The organism is Micromonospora sp. BL1 (genome assembly GCF_003667485.1).
GTDB lineage: Bacteria > Actinomycetota > Actinomycetes > Mycobacteriales > Micromonosporaceae > Micromonospora > Micromonospora tulbaghiae.
Genome location: NZ_RCVK01000395.1, coordinates 1 through 17211, shown reverse-complemented (window position 1 = coordinate 17211; position 17211 = coordinate 1). Strand labels below are relative to the sequence as shown.

The 17211-nt window shown below is 74.3% G+C and carries 15 protein-coding genes; 6 read left to right on the top strand and 9 right to left on the bottom strand.

What is annotated here, in order from left to right; genetic code table 11:
* Window positions 1-1202, bottom strand: a 1202-nt coding sequence (locus EAD96_RS29145; RefSeq protein WP_121686495.1) for an aromatic acid exporter family protein, incomplete at its 3' end; no start/stop codon positions are given.
* Window positions 1203-1271: 69 nt separating this feature from the next.
* Here EAD96_RS29145 and EAD96_RS29140 point away from each other — a divergent pair.
* Window positions 1272-1907 (top strand): metal-dependent phosphohydrolase, encoded by a 636-nt coding sequence (locus EAD96_RS29140; protein WP_121686493.1) that lies wholly within the window; start codon window positions 1272-1274, stop codon window positions 1905-1907.
* Here EAD96_RS29140 and EAD96_RS29135 read toward each other — a convergent pair.
* Window positions 1833-2165, bottom strand: coding sequence for a DUF4031 domain-containing protein (locus tag EAD96_RS29135; protein WP_121686494.1), 333 nt, complete (start codon window positions 2163-2165; stop codon window positions 1833-1835). The two genes, EAD96_RS29140 and EAD96_RS29135, sit on opposite strands and share 75 nt — an antisense overlap.
* A 33-nt stretch (window positions 2166-2198) precedes the next feature.
* On the opposite strand from EAD96_RS29135, the gene EAD96_RS29130 reads away from it, so the two are divergent.
* Window positions 2199-3599: an FAD-binding oxidoreductase gene (locus EAD96_RS29130; protein ID WP_121686492.1), complete on the top strand. Its 1401-nt coding sequence runs from the start codon at window positions 2199-2201 to the stop codon at window positions 3597-3599.
* On the opposite strand, the gene EAD96_RS29125 is transcribed toward EAD96_RS29130, so the two are convergent.
* Both EAD96_RS29125 and EAD96_RS29120 read right to left on the bottom strand, forming a co-directional pair.
* Window positions 3596-4093 (bottom strand): hypothetical protein, encoded by a 498-nt coding sequence (locus tag EAD96_RS29125; RefSeq protein ID WP_121686491.1) that lies wholly within the window; start codon window positions 4091-4093, stop codon window positions 3596-3598. The two genes, EAD96_RS29130 and EAD96_RS29125, sit on opposite strands and share 4 nt — an antisense overlap.
* A 66-nt stretch (window positions 4094-4159) precedes the next feature.
* Window positions 4160-5977 (bottom strand): glycerol-3-phosphate dehydrogenase/oxidase, encoded by a 1818-nt coding sequence (locus EAD96_RS29120; RefSeq protein WP_121686490.1) that lies wholly within the window; start codon window positions 5975-5977, stop codon window positions 4160-4162.
* Between the two features lie 68 nt (window positions 5978-6045).
* On the opposite strand from EAD96_RS29120, the gene EAD96_RS29115 reads away from it, so the two are divergent.
* The 3 genes from EAD96_RS29115 to EAD96_RS29105 all read left to right on the top strand — a co-directional run bounded on the left by EAD96_RS29115 (window position 6046) and on the right by EAD96_RS29105 (window position 9743).
* A complete protein-coding gene (locus tag EAD96_RS29115; protein ID WP_121686489.1) occupies window positions 6046-8460 on the top strand; it encodes a S8 family serine peptidase in 2415 nt (804 codons plus the stop codon).
* A 43-nt stretch (window positions 8461-8503) separates the two neighbouring features.
* Entirely contained in the window at window positions 8504-9430 is a 927-nt protein-coding gene (locus tag EAD96_RS29110) for a GNAT family N-acetyltransferase (RefSeq protein ID WP_121686488.1), read from the top strand.
* 70 nt (window positions 9431-9500) lie between these two features.
* Window positions 9501-9743, top strand: coding sequence for a hypothetical protein (locus EAD96_RS29105; protein ID WP_120572890.1), 243 nt, complete (start codon window positions 9501-9503; stop codon window positions 9741-9743).
* 71 nt (window positions 9744-9814) lie between these two features.
* On the opposite strand, the gene groL is transcribed toward EAD96_RS29105, so the two are convergent.
* The 3 genes from groL to EAD96_RS29090 all read right to left on the bottom strand — a co-directional run bounded on the left by groL (window position 9815) and on the right by EAD96_RS29090 (window position 13396).
* Entirely contained in the window at window positions 9815-11437 is a 1623-nt protein-coding gene (gene groL / locus EAD96_RS29100; RefSeq protein ID WP_018787968.1) for a chaperonin GroEL, read from the bottom strand.
* Between the two features lie 274 nt (window positions 11438-11711).
* A complete protein-coding gene (locus EAD96_RS29095) occupies window positions 11712-12902 on the bottom strand; it encodes a hypothetical protein (protein WP_233586219.1) in 1191 nt (396 codons plus the stop codon).
* Window positions 12903-13192: 290 nt separating this feature from the next.
* Window positions 13193-13396 carry a cold-shock protein gene (locus tag EAD96_RS29090; protein ID WP_013288855.1) on the bottom strand — a complete coding sequence of 68 codons (204 nt, stop codon included), beginning with the start codon at window positions 13394-13396 and terminating at the stop codon, window positions 13193-13195.
* 218 nt (window positions 13397-13614) lie between these two features.
* On the opposite strand from EAD96_RS29090, the gene EAD96_RS29085 reads away from it, so the two are divergent.
* On the top strand, window positions 13615-14130 hold the full coding sequence (locus EAD96_RS29085; protein WP_120572888.1) for a GNAT family N-acetyltransferase: 516 nt from the start codon (window positions 13615-13617) through the stop codon (window positions 14128-14130).
* Between the two features lie 60 nt (window positions 14131-14190).
* Here the strand turns inward: EAD96_RS29085 and paaN are convergent, their stop codons facing one another.
* Complete coding sequence (gene paaN / locus EAD96_RS29080; protein ID WP_199733334.1) at window positions 14191-15864, bottom strand: phenylacetic acid degradation protein PaaN; 1674 nt, start codon at window positions 15862-15864, stop codon at window positions 14191-14193.
* Window positions 15865-15916: 52 nt separating this feature from the next.
* Window positions 15917-16936, bottom strand: coding sequence for a GNAT family N-acetyltransferase (locus EAD96_RS29075; protein WP_121686485.1), 1020 nt, complete (start codon window positions 16934-16936; stop codon window positions 15917-15919).
* Window positions 16937-17211 lie beyond the last annotated feature (275 nt).

Below are 17211 nucleotides of genomic sequence, written 5' to 3'. Positions count from 1 at the left end.
GGTTCGCCCTGGCGGTTCTCGCCGAACGCCTGCCGTACCAGCCGGTTCGCCTCATCCTGCTCGATCCCGGAGGCCACCAACAGGTCGCTCGCCGTGGTACGCACCTGGGCGATCACCACACTGCCGGAGAAGCCGACCCCCTCCGCGTACGCCCGGCCGGCCTCGCTCACCGCGCGCAGCGACCGTTCGCGGGCCTCCTCCGGCTCCTGTCCGGCGGCGAACTCCTGCCGGAGCAGGCGTACCGACTCGGCCAGGTGACCGATCGCGTCCGGCATCGGCTCGGGGACCGGCTCGGCGTCCTCGATCATGGTGACGGCGCGGCGGATCAGCGTGCCGCTGTTGCGCATGGCCCGGTCGATCGGTTCGGCCGCCTCGGCGTAGTGGGTCAGCTCGCTGCGCCGGTGCCAGCGAGCGGGTGACAGCGTGCTCGTCTCCTTGGCGCCCTCGATCGCCTCGGAGAGCGCGGCCAGTTCCTCCTTGTTCTCGCGCAGCCGGAACAGCGCCCGCTGGGCCGCGTCCCGGTCCCGGTCGCGTGCCGCGCCGGCGCAGGCGTCGAGCTGGTCGGCGAGCAGGTCCAGCGCCGGCCGGGCGGCCCGGTTGATCACCCGCAGCGGGTTGAGCGGCAGCAGGATGGCGGTGACCAGCAGCGCGATGCCGCCGCCGAGGAACGCGTCGATGAAGCGGGGGAACTCCAGGTTCTCCGTGGACGGGCTGAGCGTCACGATCAGCACCGCGGTGGCCGCCGCCTGGATGACGATCGCGACGCTCGCCCCGGCGAAGATGCTCAGCAGGATCGCCGAGGTCACGACGAGCGCGAGCTGCCACGCGCCGGTGCCGACGAAGTAGATGAGCGCGTCGCCGACGAGCACGCCCACTGCCACCCCGACGATCAGTTCGACGGTGCGGCGGAACCGTTGCCCCACGGAGGCGGCGAGCGTGCCGACAGCGGAGATCGGGGCGAAGACCGGCTGGGGGTTCTTCAGCAGCCGGTGCGAGATCAGGTACGCCAGGCCGGCGGCGAGCCCCGCCTGCACCGCCAGGCCGAACGCGGTACGGACCCGGTGCAGCCGGTCGTGCAGTGTGGCCTTGCTGCGGTGCCGCAGTTCCTCCATCGCGGAGGCGATCCGCTGGCCGTCACGGTCGCCCGGGCCGTCATGCTGATCGCCGCGACGAAGGAACGGCAGTCGTCGGTCCCGGGCCATGGCGGGTACTACCCGCGACGAACCCGCTGAATCCCCGGTCCGGTCGCGGAGTGGGGCAGACTGCACCCGGTGGACGATCTGACGGCACGGTGGCGGGAGACGGCACGGGCTGCGGGCGCGACCGATCCGGCGGGAGTCGACCGGGCCGGTGCCCGGCTGCTGGCGGGCTGGCGGGAGCCGCACCGGCGCTACCACGACGAGGCGCACCTGCGGGCGGTGCTCGACGTGGTCGACGCGTACGCCGGTCTGGCCCGCCACCCCGACGTGGTCCGGCTGGCGGCGTGGTGCCACGACGCGGTCTACGACCCGCGCGCGGCGGGCGACGCCAACGAGCGGGCCAGCGCCGACCTGGCCGGCGAGCTGCTGACCGCCGCCGGGCTCCCGGCCGCGACGGTGACCGGGGTACGCCGCCTGGTGCTGCTCACCGCCGGCCACGTGGTCGGGCCGGACGACCCGGACGGCGCGTTGCTCTGCGACGCGGACCTGGCGGTGCTCGCCGCCCCGGCGGAGCGGTACGACAGGTACGCCGCCGCGATCCGCGCCGAGTACGCGCACGTGCCCGAACCGGACTTCCGCACCGGCCGGTCCGCGGTGCTGCGGCACCTGCTCGCCCTACCGGCGCTGTACCGCCTACCCGAGCCGCACGCCCGCTGGGAGGCCCGGGCGCGGGTCAACCTGTCCCGGGAGCTGGCCGCGCTCGCCTGAGACGCGGTGCTTCGGGCGGCGCAGGCCGGCGTCGCGCAGCAGCCGGACGATCTCCCGCGAGGGCACGACCGTGGCGCCGAGCCACACCGCCGCCCGGAACCGCTCGGCGGGCACGTCGTAGTGGTCCCGGTCGAAGCCGCGCCGGGGCGCACCGAGCATCTCGGCGAACGCGTGCAGCTCGGCGTACGAGACGTCGCTGATCAGGTGCGACCAGAGCCGGCCGCGCCAGGGCACGGCGGGCGGGTCCAGGTAGAGCACGGCAACAGACGGTACGCCGGTAGCCTTCCCGGCATGGCCGCCCATCCCCTCCTCGACGACCTGCGGGCCGCGCTCGGCGACGCCGCCGTGCTGACCGACCCGGACCTGCTGGCCGGGCACGAGCGCGACGAGGCCGACCTGTGCGACTCGGGCACGCCGCTGGCGGTGGTGCGTCCCCGCGACACCGGCGAGGTGGTGGCGGTGGTCCGCGCGGCCGGGCGGCACGGCGTACCCGTGGTGCCGCAGGGTGCGCGGACCGGGCTGGCCGGCGCGGCGAACGCGGTCGCCGGCGCGGTGGTGGTGAGCACCGTGGCGATGGACGCGGTGCGGGAGATCGACCCGGTCGGCCGGATCGCTGTGGTGCAGCCGGGCGTGGTGAACGCGGCGCTCGCCCGCGCGGTACGGGAGCACGGCCTCTGGTATCCGCCGGATCCCGGCTCGTGGGAGTCGTCCACCATCGGCGGCAACGTGGCCACCAACGCCGGCGGCATGTGCTGCGTGAAGTACGGCGTGACCAGCGAGTACGTGCTGGGCCTGGAGGTGGTGCTCGCCTCCGGCGAGGTGCTGCGCACCGGACGGCGTACCGCCAAGGGGGTCGCCGGGTACGACCTGACCCGCCTGTTCGTGGGTTCGGAGGGCACGCTCGGCGTGATCACCGAGGTGACTGTGGCGTTGCGCCCGGCCCCGGAGGAGTCACTGACCCTGGTCGCGGTCTTCCCCACCGTGGCGACGGCCGGCGGCGCGGTCGCCGGGATCGCCGAGCGCGGGCTCACCCCGAGCCTGCTGGAACTGCTGGACCGGACGCATCTGCGGGCGATCGAGGCGTACCGGCCGATGGGTCTGCGCACCGACGCCGAGGCGCTGCTGCTCGCCGCCGTGGACACCGGCGCCCGAGCCGCCGACGACCTGGCCCGGCTGGCCGAGGTGTGCACGGCGGCGGGCGCCGACGAGGTCTACGCGGCCACCGACGCGACCGAGGCCGCGGCCCTGCTCCAGGCGCGGCGACTGGCCCACCCGGCGATGGAGCGGTTCGCGGCCGAAACGTTCCCGGGCGGCAACGGCGGCCTGGTCATCGACGACGTGGCGGTGCCGCGCGGCCGGCTGGCGGAGCTGCTGGACGGGGTGGCCCGGATCGCGGAGGCGTGCCAGGTGCCGATCGGGGTGGTCGGCCACGCGGGCGACGGCAACATGCACCCCAACATCGTGGTCGACCGGGCCGATCCGGCGAGCCTGGCCCGGGGGCGGCGGGCCTTCGACGAGATCATGCGGCTGGGGCTGGAACTGGGCGGCACCTGCACCGGTGAGCACGGCGTCGGCCTGCTGAAGCGGGACTGGCTGGCCCGCGAGATCGGCCCGGTGGGCGTACGCGTGCACCAGGCGATCAAGGCGGCGCTGGACCCGGCGGGGCTGCTCAACCCCGGCAAGGTGTTCTAGCCCTTGTCCTCGGCCGGTGTGGCCTGGGTGACGAGCAGCAGCACGTCGTAGGCCACCTTCGGCTTCGGCTCGCCCGGGCAGTCCTGGATGGTGACGGTCAGGTCCGGCGGCACGAGCAGCGTCGAGGTCAGCACGCCGATGCAGCCCTGCTTGTAGCCGCGGGCCTGGTCGGTCTCCTTCGCGATCGCCGGGTCCGCGAGCATCCGCTGGAGGCGCTCGGTCTGCTCCGGGCTCAGCGTGCCGGTGGCGTCCACGCCGTCACCGGCGCAGTCGCGGCACTGCCAGCGACCCGACGGGTCGACCTCCAGGTTGCGGACCGGGCCGTCGCCGAGCCGCTGCACCAGGGAGACGCGCCTGCCGTCCGGTGTCGGACTGGCGGTGCCCGCCGCCCCGGGTGTGGTGGCGCCCTCCGCCCGGCCGAAGGAGCAGCCGGTCAGAGCCAGCAGGACCACGACGCACAGGGCGGGGACGCGCAACCAGGATGGGCGAACCACGCCGGGAAACCTACACTTCCGTAGGTAGCGCGCACTAGCGGCCGAGCGGCCCGGGTCGGGGATCCCCTACCTGGGGGAGGCCGGAAGTTCAACGCCCGGGCCGTCGGTGCCCCGGTCGGCCGCGAACCCGCGTACGTCGGGCGCGCCGAGGCGGGCCGCGTCGGCCGCGATGTCGTCCGTCATGAGCTGCGACTCCCGCTCGGCCAGCACCCGCGCCCGGTAGTGGGCGACCTCCCGGTCCCGGGTCGCCGCGTCCCAGCCGAGCACCGCGCCCATCAGCTCCGCGGCGTGCTCCGCCGACTCCAGGCCGCGGTGGCTGGTCTCGATCGAGATCCGGGTACGCCGGGTGAGCACGTCCTCCAGGTGCAGCGCGCCCTCGGCACGGGCGGCGTACGTCACCTCGGCGGCCAGGTATTCCGGTGCGCCGGCCAGCGGCGAGCCGAGCAGCGGATCGGCGTCGACCAGGGCGAGCAGGTCGAGCGTGAGGGTGCCGTAGCGCTCCAGCAGGTGCTCGACCACGCCGACCGCCACCCCGTGCCGGCGGGCCAGGTCGGCCCGGTCCCGCCACATGGCCGCGTACCCGTCGGCGCCGAGCAGCGGCAGGTCGGCGGTACGCGAGGGGCGGGTCCGGCCGAGCCGGTGCATCGCGCGGTCGACCACGTCGGAGGCCATCACCCGGTAGGTGGTGTACTTGCCGCCGGCGACCAGCAGCAGGCCGAGCATCGGCTCCACCACCGCGTGCTCGCGGGAGAGCTTGGAGGTGGAGTCCGCCTCGCCGGCCAGCAGCGGGCGCAGCCCGGCGTAGACGCCCTCGATGTCGGCGGTGGTCAGCGGCCGGTCCAGCACCTCGTTGACCTGCGACAACAGGTAGTCGATGTCGCTCGCGGTCGCGGCCGGGTGGGACCGGTCGAGTTGCCAGTCCGTGTCGGTGGTGCCGATGATCCAGTGCCCGCCCCAGGGGATCACGAACAACACGCTCGTCGCGGTACGCAGGATCAGGCCGGTCTCGCCGACGATCGCCGAGCGGGGCACCACGAGGTGCACCCCCTTCGAGGCACGGACCCGCAGCTTCGGGCGCAGCCCGACGTCGTTGAGCATCCGCGACATGTCGTCGCTCCACACGCCGGTGGCGGCGATCACGGTGCGGGCGCGTACCTCGAACTCGGCGTCCGGCGAGCCGGCGGGCGCCTCCAGGTCGCGGACCCGCACGCCGGTGACCTCCCGGGCCTGGCGGATCAGGCCGACCGCGCGGGCGCTCGTCACCACTGTCGCGCCGAGGCTGGCCGCGGTGCGCGCCAGCGTCACCACCAGGCGGGCGTCGTCGACCTGGCCGTCGTAGTAGCGGATCGCGCCGGCCAGCTTGTCCGGGCGCAGGCTGGGGAAGATCCGGCGGGTGCCCTCGCGGGTGAGGTGCCGGTGCAGCGGCATGCCGCGCCCGCCGCCGAACACCCCGGCGAACGCGTCGTACGCGGCCACGCCGAGGCCGTAGTAGGAGCGGCGGAAGAAGCGCCGGGGCAGGTCACGCGCGCCGCCCTCGGCCGGGAGCGGCACCAGGATCGGCACCGGCCGGACCAGGTGCGGCGCGAGCCGCGTGGCGAGCAGGCCGCGCTCGGTCAGCGCCTCGTGGACCAGGTGGAACTCCAACTGCTCCAGGTAGCGCAGGCCGCCGTGGATCAGCTTGCTGGACCGGCTGGACGTGCCGGCGGCGTAGTCGCGCGCCTCCACCAGGGCGACCTTCAGCCCTCGGGACGCGGCGTCGAGCGCGGCGCCCGCTCCGGTCACGCCACCGCCGATGACCAGCACGTCGAACCGCTCGGCCCGGAGCCGGCGCAGGTCGTCGGCGCGGCGCTCGGCGGAGAGCCGGCCGGCCGTGGATCGGGACACACTCGGGTCACGCACCAGTCAACCGTAACCGTCCCGGGCGCGCCGCGGCACGTCCCGGCCGTACCGTGATGACCATGCTGACCGGCCCGCCGCCCGCCCCCGTACCGCCGCCGCCACCGCGCGAGACCGGTCCGTGGCCGGTCGTCGCGGCGGTGGCGACCGGGGTGTGGATCGTGCTGGTCACCGTGCCGGGCCAGATCACCGGCTGGCTGGTCGACCAGGTGGCGCTGGTGATCGGCGCGGACCGGCCGGTGGCGGGCTGGCCGGTGGTCGCGGTGGCCACAGTGCTGCTGGCCGGCGCCCCGGCGCTGGCGCTCGCGCTCGCGCCCCGCTCCCCCGCGCTGCGGGCGACCGGCCGGGCCTGGACCGCCGCCGTGGTCGCGCTCGGCGCGACCACGCTGCTGCGGACGGTGCCGCCGGTGCACCACGAGGCGTACCTGGCCGCGCTCGCGGTGACCGCCGCGGCGCTCGCGCTCGCCGCCGTCCGGCTCGGGCGCGTCCGGCCGCCGGTCGTGGTGGACGCGGTCCCGGAGGGCCGGTTCGGGCCGGTGTCGCTGCTGGCGATCGCGGCCGGTCTGGCCGTGCTGCTGCCCTGGGCCTGGGTGGGCGCGCTGGGCGGTGCGCTGGAGACGCTGCTCGCCGGCCTGGCCGCCGCCGCGCTGGGCGCGCTCGCCGGGGCGCTTCTCGGCGCCGGCTTCTGGGCCGCGTTCGGGCCGGGTCCGGCCCGGCTGGTGCTGGTCGGCGGTCTGGTCGCGGGCGTGGCGCTGACGCCGCTCGCCGCCGGTGCCGGGCAGTCGGGCGTGCAGTTGCCGGCGCTGCTCCTGCTGCCGCCGCTCGGTTTCGTGCTGGCCGCGCTGGAGGCGGCGGCCCGCCACGCGGGCCGCCCGGCCGGCTCCGCGCCGGCGCGCCGGCTGGTCGGGCTCGCCCTGCTCGGCCCGCTCGCCTTCACCGACCCGGAGGAGGTCAGCCTCCTGCTCTCCGCCACCCGCGACACGCCGTTCTGGGTCGCGGTGGGCACCGGCGTGGCGTTCGCCGTCGCGGTCGTCCTGGCCGTCGGGTACGGCGTGCTGCTCGCCCGGTCCCGCGCCCGCGCGCCCCGGCGCGGTCCGGCCGCGCTCGCAGCCGCCGCGCTGCTCGCCGCCGTCGCCGTGGTGTACGTCGTTCCCGGCCGGCCGGGACTGTACGGCGAGCGGCTGCTCGTGGTGCTGCGCGAGCAGGCCGACCTGACCGGCCTGCCGGCCGGGACGCCGGGCCGGGCCGGGCGGGACGCCCGAGCGACCGAGGTCTACCGGCGGCTGGTGGCCACCGCCGACCGCACGCAGGGCGACCTGCGCCGCACGCTGACCGGGATGCGGCTGAACCCGACGCCGTACTACCTGGTGAACGCGATCGAGACGGACGGCGGCCCGGCGGTACGGGCCTGGCTGTCCAGCCGTCCCGAGGTGGCCCGGGTGCTGGTCAGCCAGCGGCTGCGCCCGCTGCCCGCGCCGGCCCCGCAGGCCCGCGGCGACGCGCCGGCACCGGCCGGCCCGGCCTGGAACGTCTCGCTGATCGGCGCGGACCGGGTCTGGTCCGAGCTGGGCGTCACCGGGTCCGGCGTGGTGGTGGGCAGCTCCGACTCCGGGGTGGACGGCCGGCACCCGGCGCTCGCGGACGGCTTCCGGGGCGGCGACGACTCGTGGTACGACCCGTGGGAGGGCCGCCGCTCCCCGGCCGACCGGGGCGGCCACGGCACCCACACGCTCGGCAGCGCGGTGGGCCGGGACGGGATCGGCGTGGCCCCGGGCGCGAGCTGGGTCGGCTGCGTCAACCTGGACCGCAACATGGGCAGCCCGGCCCGCTACCTCGACTGCCTCCAGTTCATGCTGGCCCCGTTCCCCGAAGGCGGGGACCCGCTCACCGACGGCCGTCCCTCCCGCGCCCCGGACGTGCTCACCAACTCGTGGGGCTGCCCGCCGGTGGAGGGGTGCGACCCGGGTGCGCTGCGACCGGCGACCGCCGCGCTGACCGCGGCGGGCATCCTCGTGGTGGCCGCGGCGGGGAACACCGGCCCGTCGTGCGGCTCGATCGCGGACGCGCCCGCGCCGTACCCGGACGTGCTGACCGTCGGGGCGGTGGACCGGCAGCGGCGCGTCACCGAGTTCTCCAGCCGCGGCCCGGCGCCGGACGGCCGGGCCAAGCCGGACCTGGTGGCCCCCGGTGCCGCGGTGCTCTCCGCGATGCCGGGCGGCGGGTACGCCACCCTGGACGGCACCTCGATGGCGACGCCGCAGGTCGCGGGCGTGGTGGCGCTGATGTGGTCGGCGAATCCGGCGCTGGTCGGGGACCTGGAACGGACCCGGGCGATCCTGCGCGACACCGCGCAGCCGGTCGCCCAGCCCGCCGGGGCGGACGCCTGCGGCGGACCGCAGGACGTCTCCGGCGCCGGGCTGGTGGACGCGTACGCGGCGGTGCGCGCGGCCCGGTCCGCGGCGACCGGTTAACAACCCTGTCCATTGGCCTGCCGATGTTCTAGGGTCGGCGTCCATGGACGTGGAGATCATCGAGCTGGGCCGGGACCGGCTGCCCGAGGTGGTCGAGCTGTGCCGGCTGTCGCTCGACCTGCCGGAGGACGCGGCCGAGGCGTCAGCGGTGGTGCTCACCGTGGCGGAGCGGGCCGAGGCCGACCGTCCGGTGCTGCGCCTCGGCGCGGTACGCGACGGCGCGCTGGTGGGCGTACTCGTCGGGTCGCTGTCGGCGGCCGATCCGCGCCTGGGCCACGTCGACCTGGTCGCTGTCGCGCCGACGGACCGCCGCCAGGGTGTGGGCGGGGCGCTGCTGGCCGAGGCGGAGAGCCGGCTCGGCGCGCTCGGGGCAGCCGAGGTGCTGCTCGCCGGCAACCCGCCGCACTACGCCTGGCCGGGCATCGACGTGCGCTACACGCCGGCGGTCTGCGCCGCGCAGCGGCTCGGCTACCGGCAGGACCGTACCGCCTGGAACATGACCGCCGACCTGTCCGAGGGGTCGGCGGCGCTGCGTCCGACCGGGGCCGCCGAGCAGCGGCTGGCCGGGCGGGGCGTGACGGTGCGCCGGGCCGGCGCCGACGACCTGCCGGCGCTCGCCGCGTTCGCCCGGTCCACGTTCGGCGGCGCCTGGGACGGTGAGCTGGCCGGTTCGGTGGGGCGGCCGGACGCGGGTGTGCACCTCGCCGAGCGGGACGGCGAGATCCTCGGGTTCGCCGCGTACGGGTCGGCGCGGCCGAGCTGGTTCGGGCCGATGGGCACCGCACCGGCGGCGGAGGGATCCGGGATCGGTGGCGTGCTGTTGCGCCGCTGCCTGCGCGACCAGGCGGCCGCCGGGATCACCGCCGCGCAGATCGGCTGGGTCGGACCGGTGCCGTTCTACTCGAACGCGGCCGGGGCCCGGATCGAGCGGGTGTTCTTCCTCTACCGGAAAGCCATCAAAGGGGCATAGACGTCAATAGCGCCATTCGGCCTCCTTCGCCATCGACCGGGCTCTACGGTCGGAGCAGAGGAGGCGGTGCATGACCACGAATGACGAACGGGCCGAGGATCCGGCGGCGGCCCGGCGCCCGGCCGACGAGCTTCCCGGCCAGCTCCCGTTCGACCGGCTCGACGTCGGCGACGCCGAGCAGCTCGCCGAGCTCACCGGCACCGACGGGCCACCGGTGGAGGAGCAACGGCAGCCGGTGGACGAGCCGAGGCGGCCGCCACCGCCGTACGACAGGGCGCACAAGCGGCGCAACCAGCGCCCGCTGCCCACCTGAGCCGGGTACGCGAAAGGGGGCGGACCGCTGACGCGGCCCGCCCCCTTCGGCGTAACTGGGTGGAGCTGGACTCAGAAGTCCATCTCCCCGCCACCCGGACCGGCCGGGGCGGCCGGGGTCTTCTCCGGCTTGTCCGCCACGACGGCCTCGGTGGTGAGGAACAGCGCGGCGATCGAGGCGGCGTTCTGCAGCGCGGAACGGGTCACCTTGGCCGGGTCGATGATGCCCGCGGCCAGCAGGTCCACGTACTCGCCGGTCGCGGCGTTGAGGCCGTGACCCGGGTCGAGGTTGCGGACGCGCTCGACGACGACGCCACCCTCCATGCCGGCGTTGACGGCGATCTGCCGCAGCGGGGCGTCCAGCGCGATCTTGACGATCTGCGCGCCGGTGGCCTCGTCGCCGGCCAGGTCCAGCTTGTCGAAGGCGGTCTTGCCGGCCTGCACCAGCGCGACGCCACCACCCGGGACGATGCCCTCCTCGACGGCGGCCTTCGCGTTGCGGACGGCGTCCTCGATGCGGTGCTTGCGCTCCTTCAGCTCGACCTCGGTGGCCGCGCCGACCTTGATCACCGCAACACCGCCGGCCAGCTTGGCCAGACGCTCCTGCAGCTTCTCCCGGTCGTAGTCGGAGTCGCTCTTGTCGATCTCGGCCCGGATCTGGTTCACCCGGCCCTGGATCTGCTCGGCGTCGCCGGCACCGTCGACGATGGTGGTCTCGTCCTTGGTCACCACGACCTTGCGGGCGCGGCCCAGCATCTCGAGGCCGGTCGCGTCCAGCTTGAGGCCGACCTCCTCGCTGATGACCTGGCCACCGGTGAGGATGGCGATGTCGGTCAGCATGGCCTTGCGGCGGTCACCGAAGCCCGGCGCCTTGACGGCGACCGACTTGAAGGTGCCACGGACCTTGTTGACCACCAGGGTGGCGAGGGCCTCGCCCTCCAGGTCCTCGGCGATGATCAGCAGCGGCTTGCCCGACTGCATGACCTTCTCCAGGATCGGGAGCAGGTCCTTCACCGACGAGATCTTGCTGTTGACGATCAGGATGTACGGGTCGTCGAAGACGGCCTCCATACGCTCCGGGTCGGTCATGAAGTAGGCGGAGATGTAGCCCTTGTCGAAGCGCATGCCCTCGGTGAGCTCGAGCTCCAGGCCGAAGGTGTTGCTCTCCTCGACGGTGATGACACCTTCCTTGCCCACCTTGTCCATCGCCTCGGCGATGATCTCGCCGACGCTGGGGTCGGCGGCGGAGATGGAGGCGGTGGAGGCGATCTGCTCCTTGGTCTCCACGTCCTTGGCGAGCTTGAGCAGCTCCTCCGAGACGTTGGCCACGGCCGCCTCGATGCCCCGCTTCAGGGCCATCGGGTTGGCGCCGGCGGCCACGTTGCGCAGACCCTCACGGACCAGGGCCTGGGCCAGGACGGTCGCCGTCGTCGTGCCGTCACCGGCGACGTCGTCGGTCTTCTTCGCGACCTCCTTGACCAGCTCGGCGCCGATCTTCTCGTACGGGTCCTCGAGCTCGATCTCCTTGGCGATGCTCACACCATCGTTGGTGATGGTGGGGGCACCCCACTTCTTCTCGAGCACGACGTTGCGGCCCTTGGGGCCGAGGGTCACCTTCACGGCGTCGGCGAGCTGGTTCATGCCCCGCTCGAGGCCGCGGCGCGCCTCTTCGTCGAACGCGATCATCTTGGCCATACGGCGTTGTCCTCCTGGACACTCACGGGCCACCCGGATGCCCGGATGGGCCGTCTGGTGTACGCACCTTGGGGACGTCGCCACCTGGCGACGACGACGTCTCCTCGGTCGGGCCGGACAGCCCGCGACGACCGGCCTCGTACCGCCCCGGCGCCCTATCGGACACCGGCGCGGCCGTGGCCCTACCGCCCCGACCTTCTGGCACTCACCGTACGCGAGTGCCAATGACTTGTTTAGCACTCTCCCTAGCCGAGTGCAAGCACGACAGCCCCGCTCAGCCGAGTTCCGCCGCCAGCCGGGCCGCGTTCACCGGGCCTTCCTGAGCCCGCTGTTCGGCGTACGTGACGACCAGCCCGACCTGCTGCGCCAGGTACGCCGGGGCAGCCAGCAGGGCGCCGAACACGGCGAACGCCACGGCGCCGATCGCGGTGCCGACGGCGTTCATCGGCTCGACACCGAACGCCGCCCCGCTGATCCCGCCCACCACGGCGTCGAGCACCGTTGCCGCGAGGAGTACCGCGATCACCAGCGCGACCCGGCCCAGCACCATGCCGAACCGGTTGTGGAACATCCGCCACGCCCGCCCGATCGGCTCCCGCCGCTCGAACAGGTAGACCGGGCCGAACAGGGCCAGCGCGAACGTGACGTAGATGCCGGGCAGCACGCACAGACAGGTGCCGAGCATGGCCAGCAGCGAGACCAGGAGGGTCCAGCCCCACAGGCCGAGCGCACGGCGCATCCCGTACCGGAAGGCGGCGCCGAGTCCAGTCGGCTCGCCGGCCGCCTGGCGGGCGACCACCCAGGTGCCGGCGGCCCAGCCCGTCGCCTGGAGCAGGCCGAAGACCAAGCCGGCGGCCAGGAGCACGCCGTAGAAGGCGAACATCTGCCCCCAGAAACCGGCCGGCAGCACCGGCGCGCCGTCCGGGGCGGTCGCCAGCTCGCCCTCCGGGCTGAAGACGAGCGTGAGGACGCCGATCACCGCCGCCGGGACCACCTGGGTGAGCAGCACGATCGGCAGCAGTTGCCGCCAGCCGCGCCGCAGTGCCGCGGTGCAGCGGGCGAACCAGGGACCGATGCCCGCGTGCGGCGGGTTGACGAGCGGATCCTGCGGGTCGATGCCGGGATACCACCCGGCGTACGCCCCGGGACCGGCCGGCACCGGGTACGCCGCACCGGGGACCGGGTAGGCCGCGCCGGGCATCGGATAGCCCGGGTACGCGGGGCCGCCGCCCCAACCCGGCGACGGAGTACCCGGCGGAGCGGTCCAGCCCTGGGGTGGAGTACCAGGCGCGGTCCAGCCCTGGGGTGGAGTACCAGGCGCGGTCCAGCCCTGCGGGGTGTGGCCGGGTGGGACGTCGCCCGGCGCGGTCCAGCCCGGCGGGGCGCCCCAGGCGGGTTGGCCGGCCGGGTTCGGGACGCCGGGCTGCGGGCTGTCGTACCCCGGCTGGTCGGGCACGATGGGCACGGGGCCGGTATGACCGGCCCACGGGTCGGCGCCGGACGCGCCGGAGCCGGGCGTGGCCCCTCCGGTGGCCCCAGACGGTCCCGGTGCCGGATCGGCAGCAGGAGGTGGGGGCGCGGTCGGGTCGGCCGGAGGGCCGGACGCCGCCGGCTCGGTGGAACCCGACGGGGGCAGATCGGACATGGGCCCTCCTCAGCGACTACGGCTGGAACGGCTCATGATCTTCCATGGTGGTCGGCCGCAACGCAGCCCCCGGTCCGGGGTCCGATTGCGGGAGCACCGCCCGCCGCGGTTCAGGCGATGACGCGGACCCGCTCGGCCTGCGGGCCCTTCTGCCCCTGCGCGATCTCGAACTCGACCCGCTGACCGTCGTCGAGCGCCTTGTAGCCGTCCATCTCGATCGCGGAGAAGTGGACGAAGACGTCCTGCCCGCCGTCGACGGCGATGAAGCCGTAGCCCTTTTCGGCGTTGAACCACTTCACGGTGCCCTGTGCCACGGTGCACTTCCTCACTCTGCGCGGCGTTCCAACACCCGGAGACCGGCGGACCGGCACCGGCGGCGCACCGATTCAGCGATCGGTGATGCTGAATTCAGTGACCGAAATCGCACGCTACACGAGGCGTGACGACGGCGCACGACCACAAATCGGGCATATTCCGGGGCGTACCCGGGCCTGTCGCACACCCGCCGCGGACCGTCCGGTATGCATGCGGCATGACCAGCGCGACCACCACGACCACCGTCCGCCGGGTCCGGCCGGCCGACGCCGCCCGGATGCGGGCGCTCCGGCTGGAGATGCTGGCCGACTCCCCGCTGGCCTTCCTGGAGACGGTGGCCGAGGCCGCCGCCCGGCCGCACGCGGAGTTCGCGGCCCGGGTCGCGGCCGTCTCCCGGGGCGACCACACCGCGCAGTTCGTGGCCGACCCGGGCGGCCGTCTGGTCGGCCACGCCGGCGGCATCGCCGCGCCGGACGAGCCGGGCCTGACGCTCGTCTATGCGGTCTACGTGACGCCGGCCCGGCGGGGCAGCGGCCTGCTGGCGGCGCTCGTCGACGAGGTGGCGGCCTGGTCGCGCGCCTGCGGACGGCCCGAGCTGATGATGGAGGTGGTGGTCGGCAACGACCGCGCCTACCGGGCCTATCAGAAGCTGGGCTTCGTGGACACCGGGGTACGGGTGCCGCACCCCCGGATCACCGGCCTGCACGAACTCCAGATGCGCCGCCCGGCCTGAGGACGCCGCCGGGCGCGCCGGTCGTCACCGCGACGACCGACGCACCCGGGATGCGGTGACTCAGACGTGCCGGCGGCTCTGCACGATGCGGAACCGGTTGGCGACGTACGCGCCGTCGGTCAGCGCCGAGTTGGCCGCCGCGTTCGCGCCCGAGCCGTGGAAGTCGGAGAACGCCGCCGACTGGTTGACGAACACCCCGCCGGTCAGGTTGCAGGACAGGTGCACCCCGGCGTCGATCGCCGCCGCCTCGGCCGCGTCCAGCACCGCCTCGTCGGTGGAGTAGACGCCAGCGGTCAGCGCACCCTTCTCCCCCACCGTCTCGCGCAGGATGCGCAGGCTGTGCTCGGTGGAGTCGGTGGCGATGGCGAACGAGATCGGCCCGAACCACTCCCGCGAGTAGGTCGCGGTGTCGGACGCGTCCAGCTTCACCACAGTCGGCGTACGCACCACCGCGCCGGGGAAGGACGGGTGCTCGACGGTGCGCGACTCCAGCACCGGCTCGCCGACCTTGGTGACCTCCTCCAGCCGCTCCAGCACGCCGTCGTTGACGATCGCGCCGGTCAGCTCGACGCCCCGGGCCGGGTCGGCGGTCAGCTTGGCGACCGCGCCGGCGATACCGGCGGCCACCTCGTCGAAGCTCTTGTGCCCCTGGTCGGTTTCGATACCGTCGCGCGGGATCAGCAGGTTCTGCGAGGTGGTGCACATCTGGCCGCTGTACAGCGTCAGCGTGAAGCCCAGGTTGCGGCAGAGCCCGGCGAAGTCGTCGGTGGAGTCGATCACCACCGTGTTCAGGCCGGCCTTCTCGGTGTAGACGGCGGCCTGCCGGGCGTTCGCCTCCAGCCAGTCGCCGTACTCGGTGGAGCCGGTGAAGTCGACGATCTTGACGGCCGGGTGCAGGGCCAGCGTGGTGGCGAGCTTCTCGCCGTCGGTCTCGGGGGCGAGCTGCACCAGGTTCGGGTCGAACCCGGCCTCGGCGAGCACCTTGCGGGCGTACCTCACGGTGATCGCCAGCGGCAGCACCGCGCGCGGGTGCGGCTTCACCACCACCGGGTTGCCGGTGGCGAGCGAGGCGAACAGACCGGGGTACGAGTTCCAGGTCGGGAACGTGTTGCAGCCGATGACCAGCGCGACCCCGCGCGGCACCACGTGGAACGTCTTGGTCATCCGCAGCGGGTCGCCCTTGCCGGCGGCCTTCTCCCAGCCGGCCGTCCCCGGGTGGCGGGTCATCTCCGCGTACGCGTAGGCGACCGCCTCCAGCGCCCGGTCCAGCGCGTGCGCGCCACCGGCCTGGAACGCCATCACGAACGCCTGGCCGCTGGTGAACTGCACCGCGTTCGCCAGCTCGAACACGTTGCGGTGCAGCCGGTCCAGGATCTCCAGGCAGACACCGGCCCGGGCCTGCGGGCCCGCGTCGCGCCAGGCGGGCAGCGCGGCGTTCGCGGCGGACACCAGCTGGTCGGCGCCCGCGTGCGGGTAGCGCACGTCCAGCGCCACCCCGAACGGGCTGACCTCGGTGGCCACTGTGGTGCCGTCACCGGCCTGGTCGAGCGGGAAGTCCTCGCCCAGGTACGCCTCGAAGGCGGCCTTCCCGTCGGCGGCGGCGGTCTCGCCGTACACCCGGGGGCTGGGCGACTCGGGGTAGGCCGACCAGTACCCGCGCTCCGCGATGGCGGTCAGCGCCCGGTCGAGGGTCTCGCGGTGCCTGTCGTACAGGGGGTGCGGGGTCTCCGTCATGCCCGCCATCATGCAACAGGAAGGCACCAGATCAGTAGGGGCGTGTCACAACTCAGATCGTCAACTGCCAGTCGACGGAACCGGCGGCGGGGCGGAAGCCGAGCTGTTCGTTGATCCCGATCATGTGGCGGTTCGCCGCCGCGTTCCAGGTGTCGACGACCCGCAACGCCGGTTCGTGCGCCAGCGCGTACGCCAGGTTTCCGGCCTTGCAGAGCAGGCCGAGCCGGTGGCCGCGGTGGTCGGGGTCGACGATGGTGATCTCCTGCCAGGCGTGACCGGTGCTGCCCGCGTCCAGGCCGAGCTGGGTCCAGCCGACCAGCCTGCCGGACGCCTCGTGCACCACGCCGGTGTTGTACCGGCGTACGCCCCGGGCATCAAGCGCCCGCTCCGCGTCCCGCACCCGCGCCGCGTCCATCTGCTCCGGCTCCCAGTCCAGCTCACCCATCGGCGCGTCGACCAGCAGCCGGCCCTGGAGGTAGGCGACGTCCGCGACGTACTCCTCGGGGGCGTGGTCGCGCCACCGCACCGGCCGGTATCCGGTCGCCGCGGCGCGGGCCCCGGCGAGCAGCGCGGACAGCCGGGCGCGGTCGAGCCCGGCCACGTCGAGGCGGCGGCGGACGTCGGCCAGCGCCGGTTTGGCGCCCATGGCGGCGGCGAACGCGGCACCGGGGAACACCCGGTCCTCCTCGCCGGGCAGCGCGGCGGTGGTCGAGCCGACAAGGCGTTTTCCGCCGTGCTCGCGGAGCAGCCGCACGCCGTGCTCGTGCAGCACGCGGCCGATGCCGCGCCGCCGGTACGCCGGGTCCACTGTCAGTTCGACGCTCGCGTTCTCGATGTTGTCGATCGTGTGCAGGTAGAGCCGCAGCCAGCCGACCGGCGACCCGCCGAGGCGGGCCACCAGCCAGCGCGTGTCGATGCCGGGCATCGGATGCGACAGCGGCGCCTCGAACCGCCGCCTGCAGGGGTCGGGCAGGTCCGGCTCGTCAACGGCCTGCGCGGCGCACGCGATCCGGTAGACCGCGTCGAGCGTCTGCCGGTCGGCCGGGTCCAGGGGCGTCACGGTGAGCGTCATGCCACCAAGGGTGTGCCGGACACAGCGAAGGGGCCAGCGGTTTTCCGCCGGCCCCTTCGGACGTTGGTCGGGAGGGACGTCCGCACAACGCCTCCGGCGTTGGGTCGCAAGAACTTGAAAAGTCTCCGGCGGATGCCCTCCCGCACGAAGCATCTTGCGCCGTCCGGTTCCTGCCGTCAAGTCCTTGAGGGCGGTTTTCTGGCACTCACCGCACATCACCGGTTACCCACCGGTCTCACCCGATCCCCCACCCGGGCGAGCCCCTGTCTCTTATA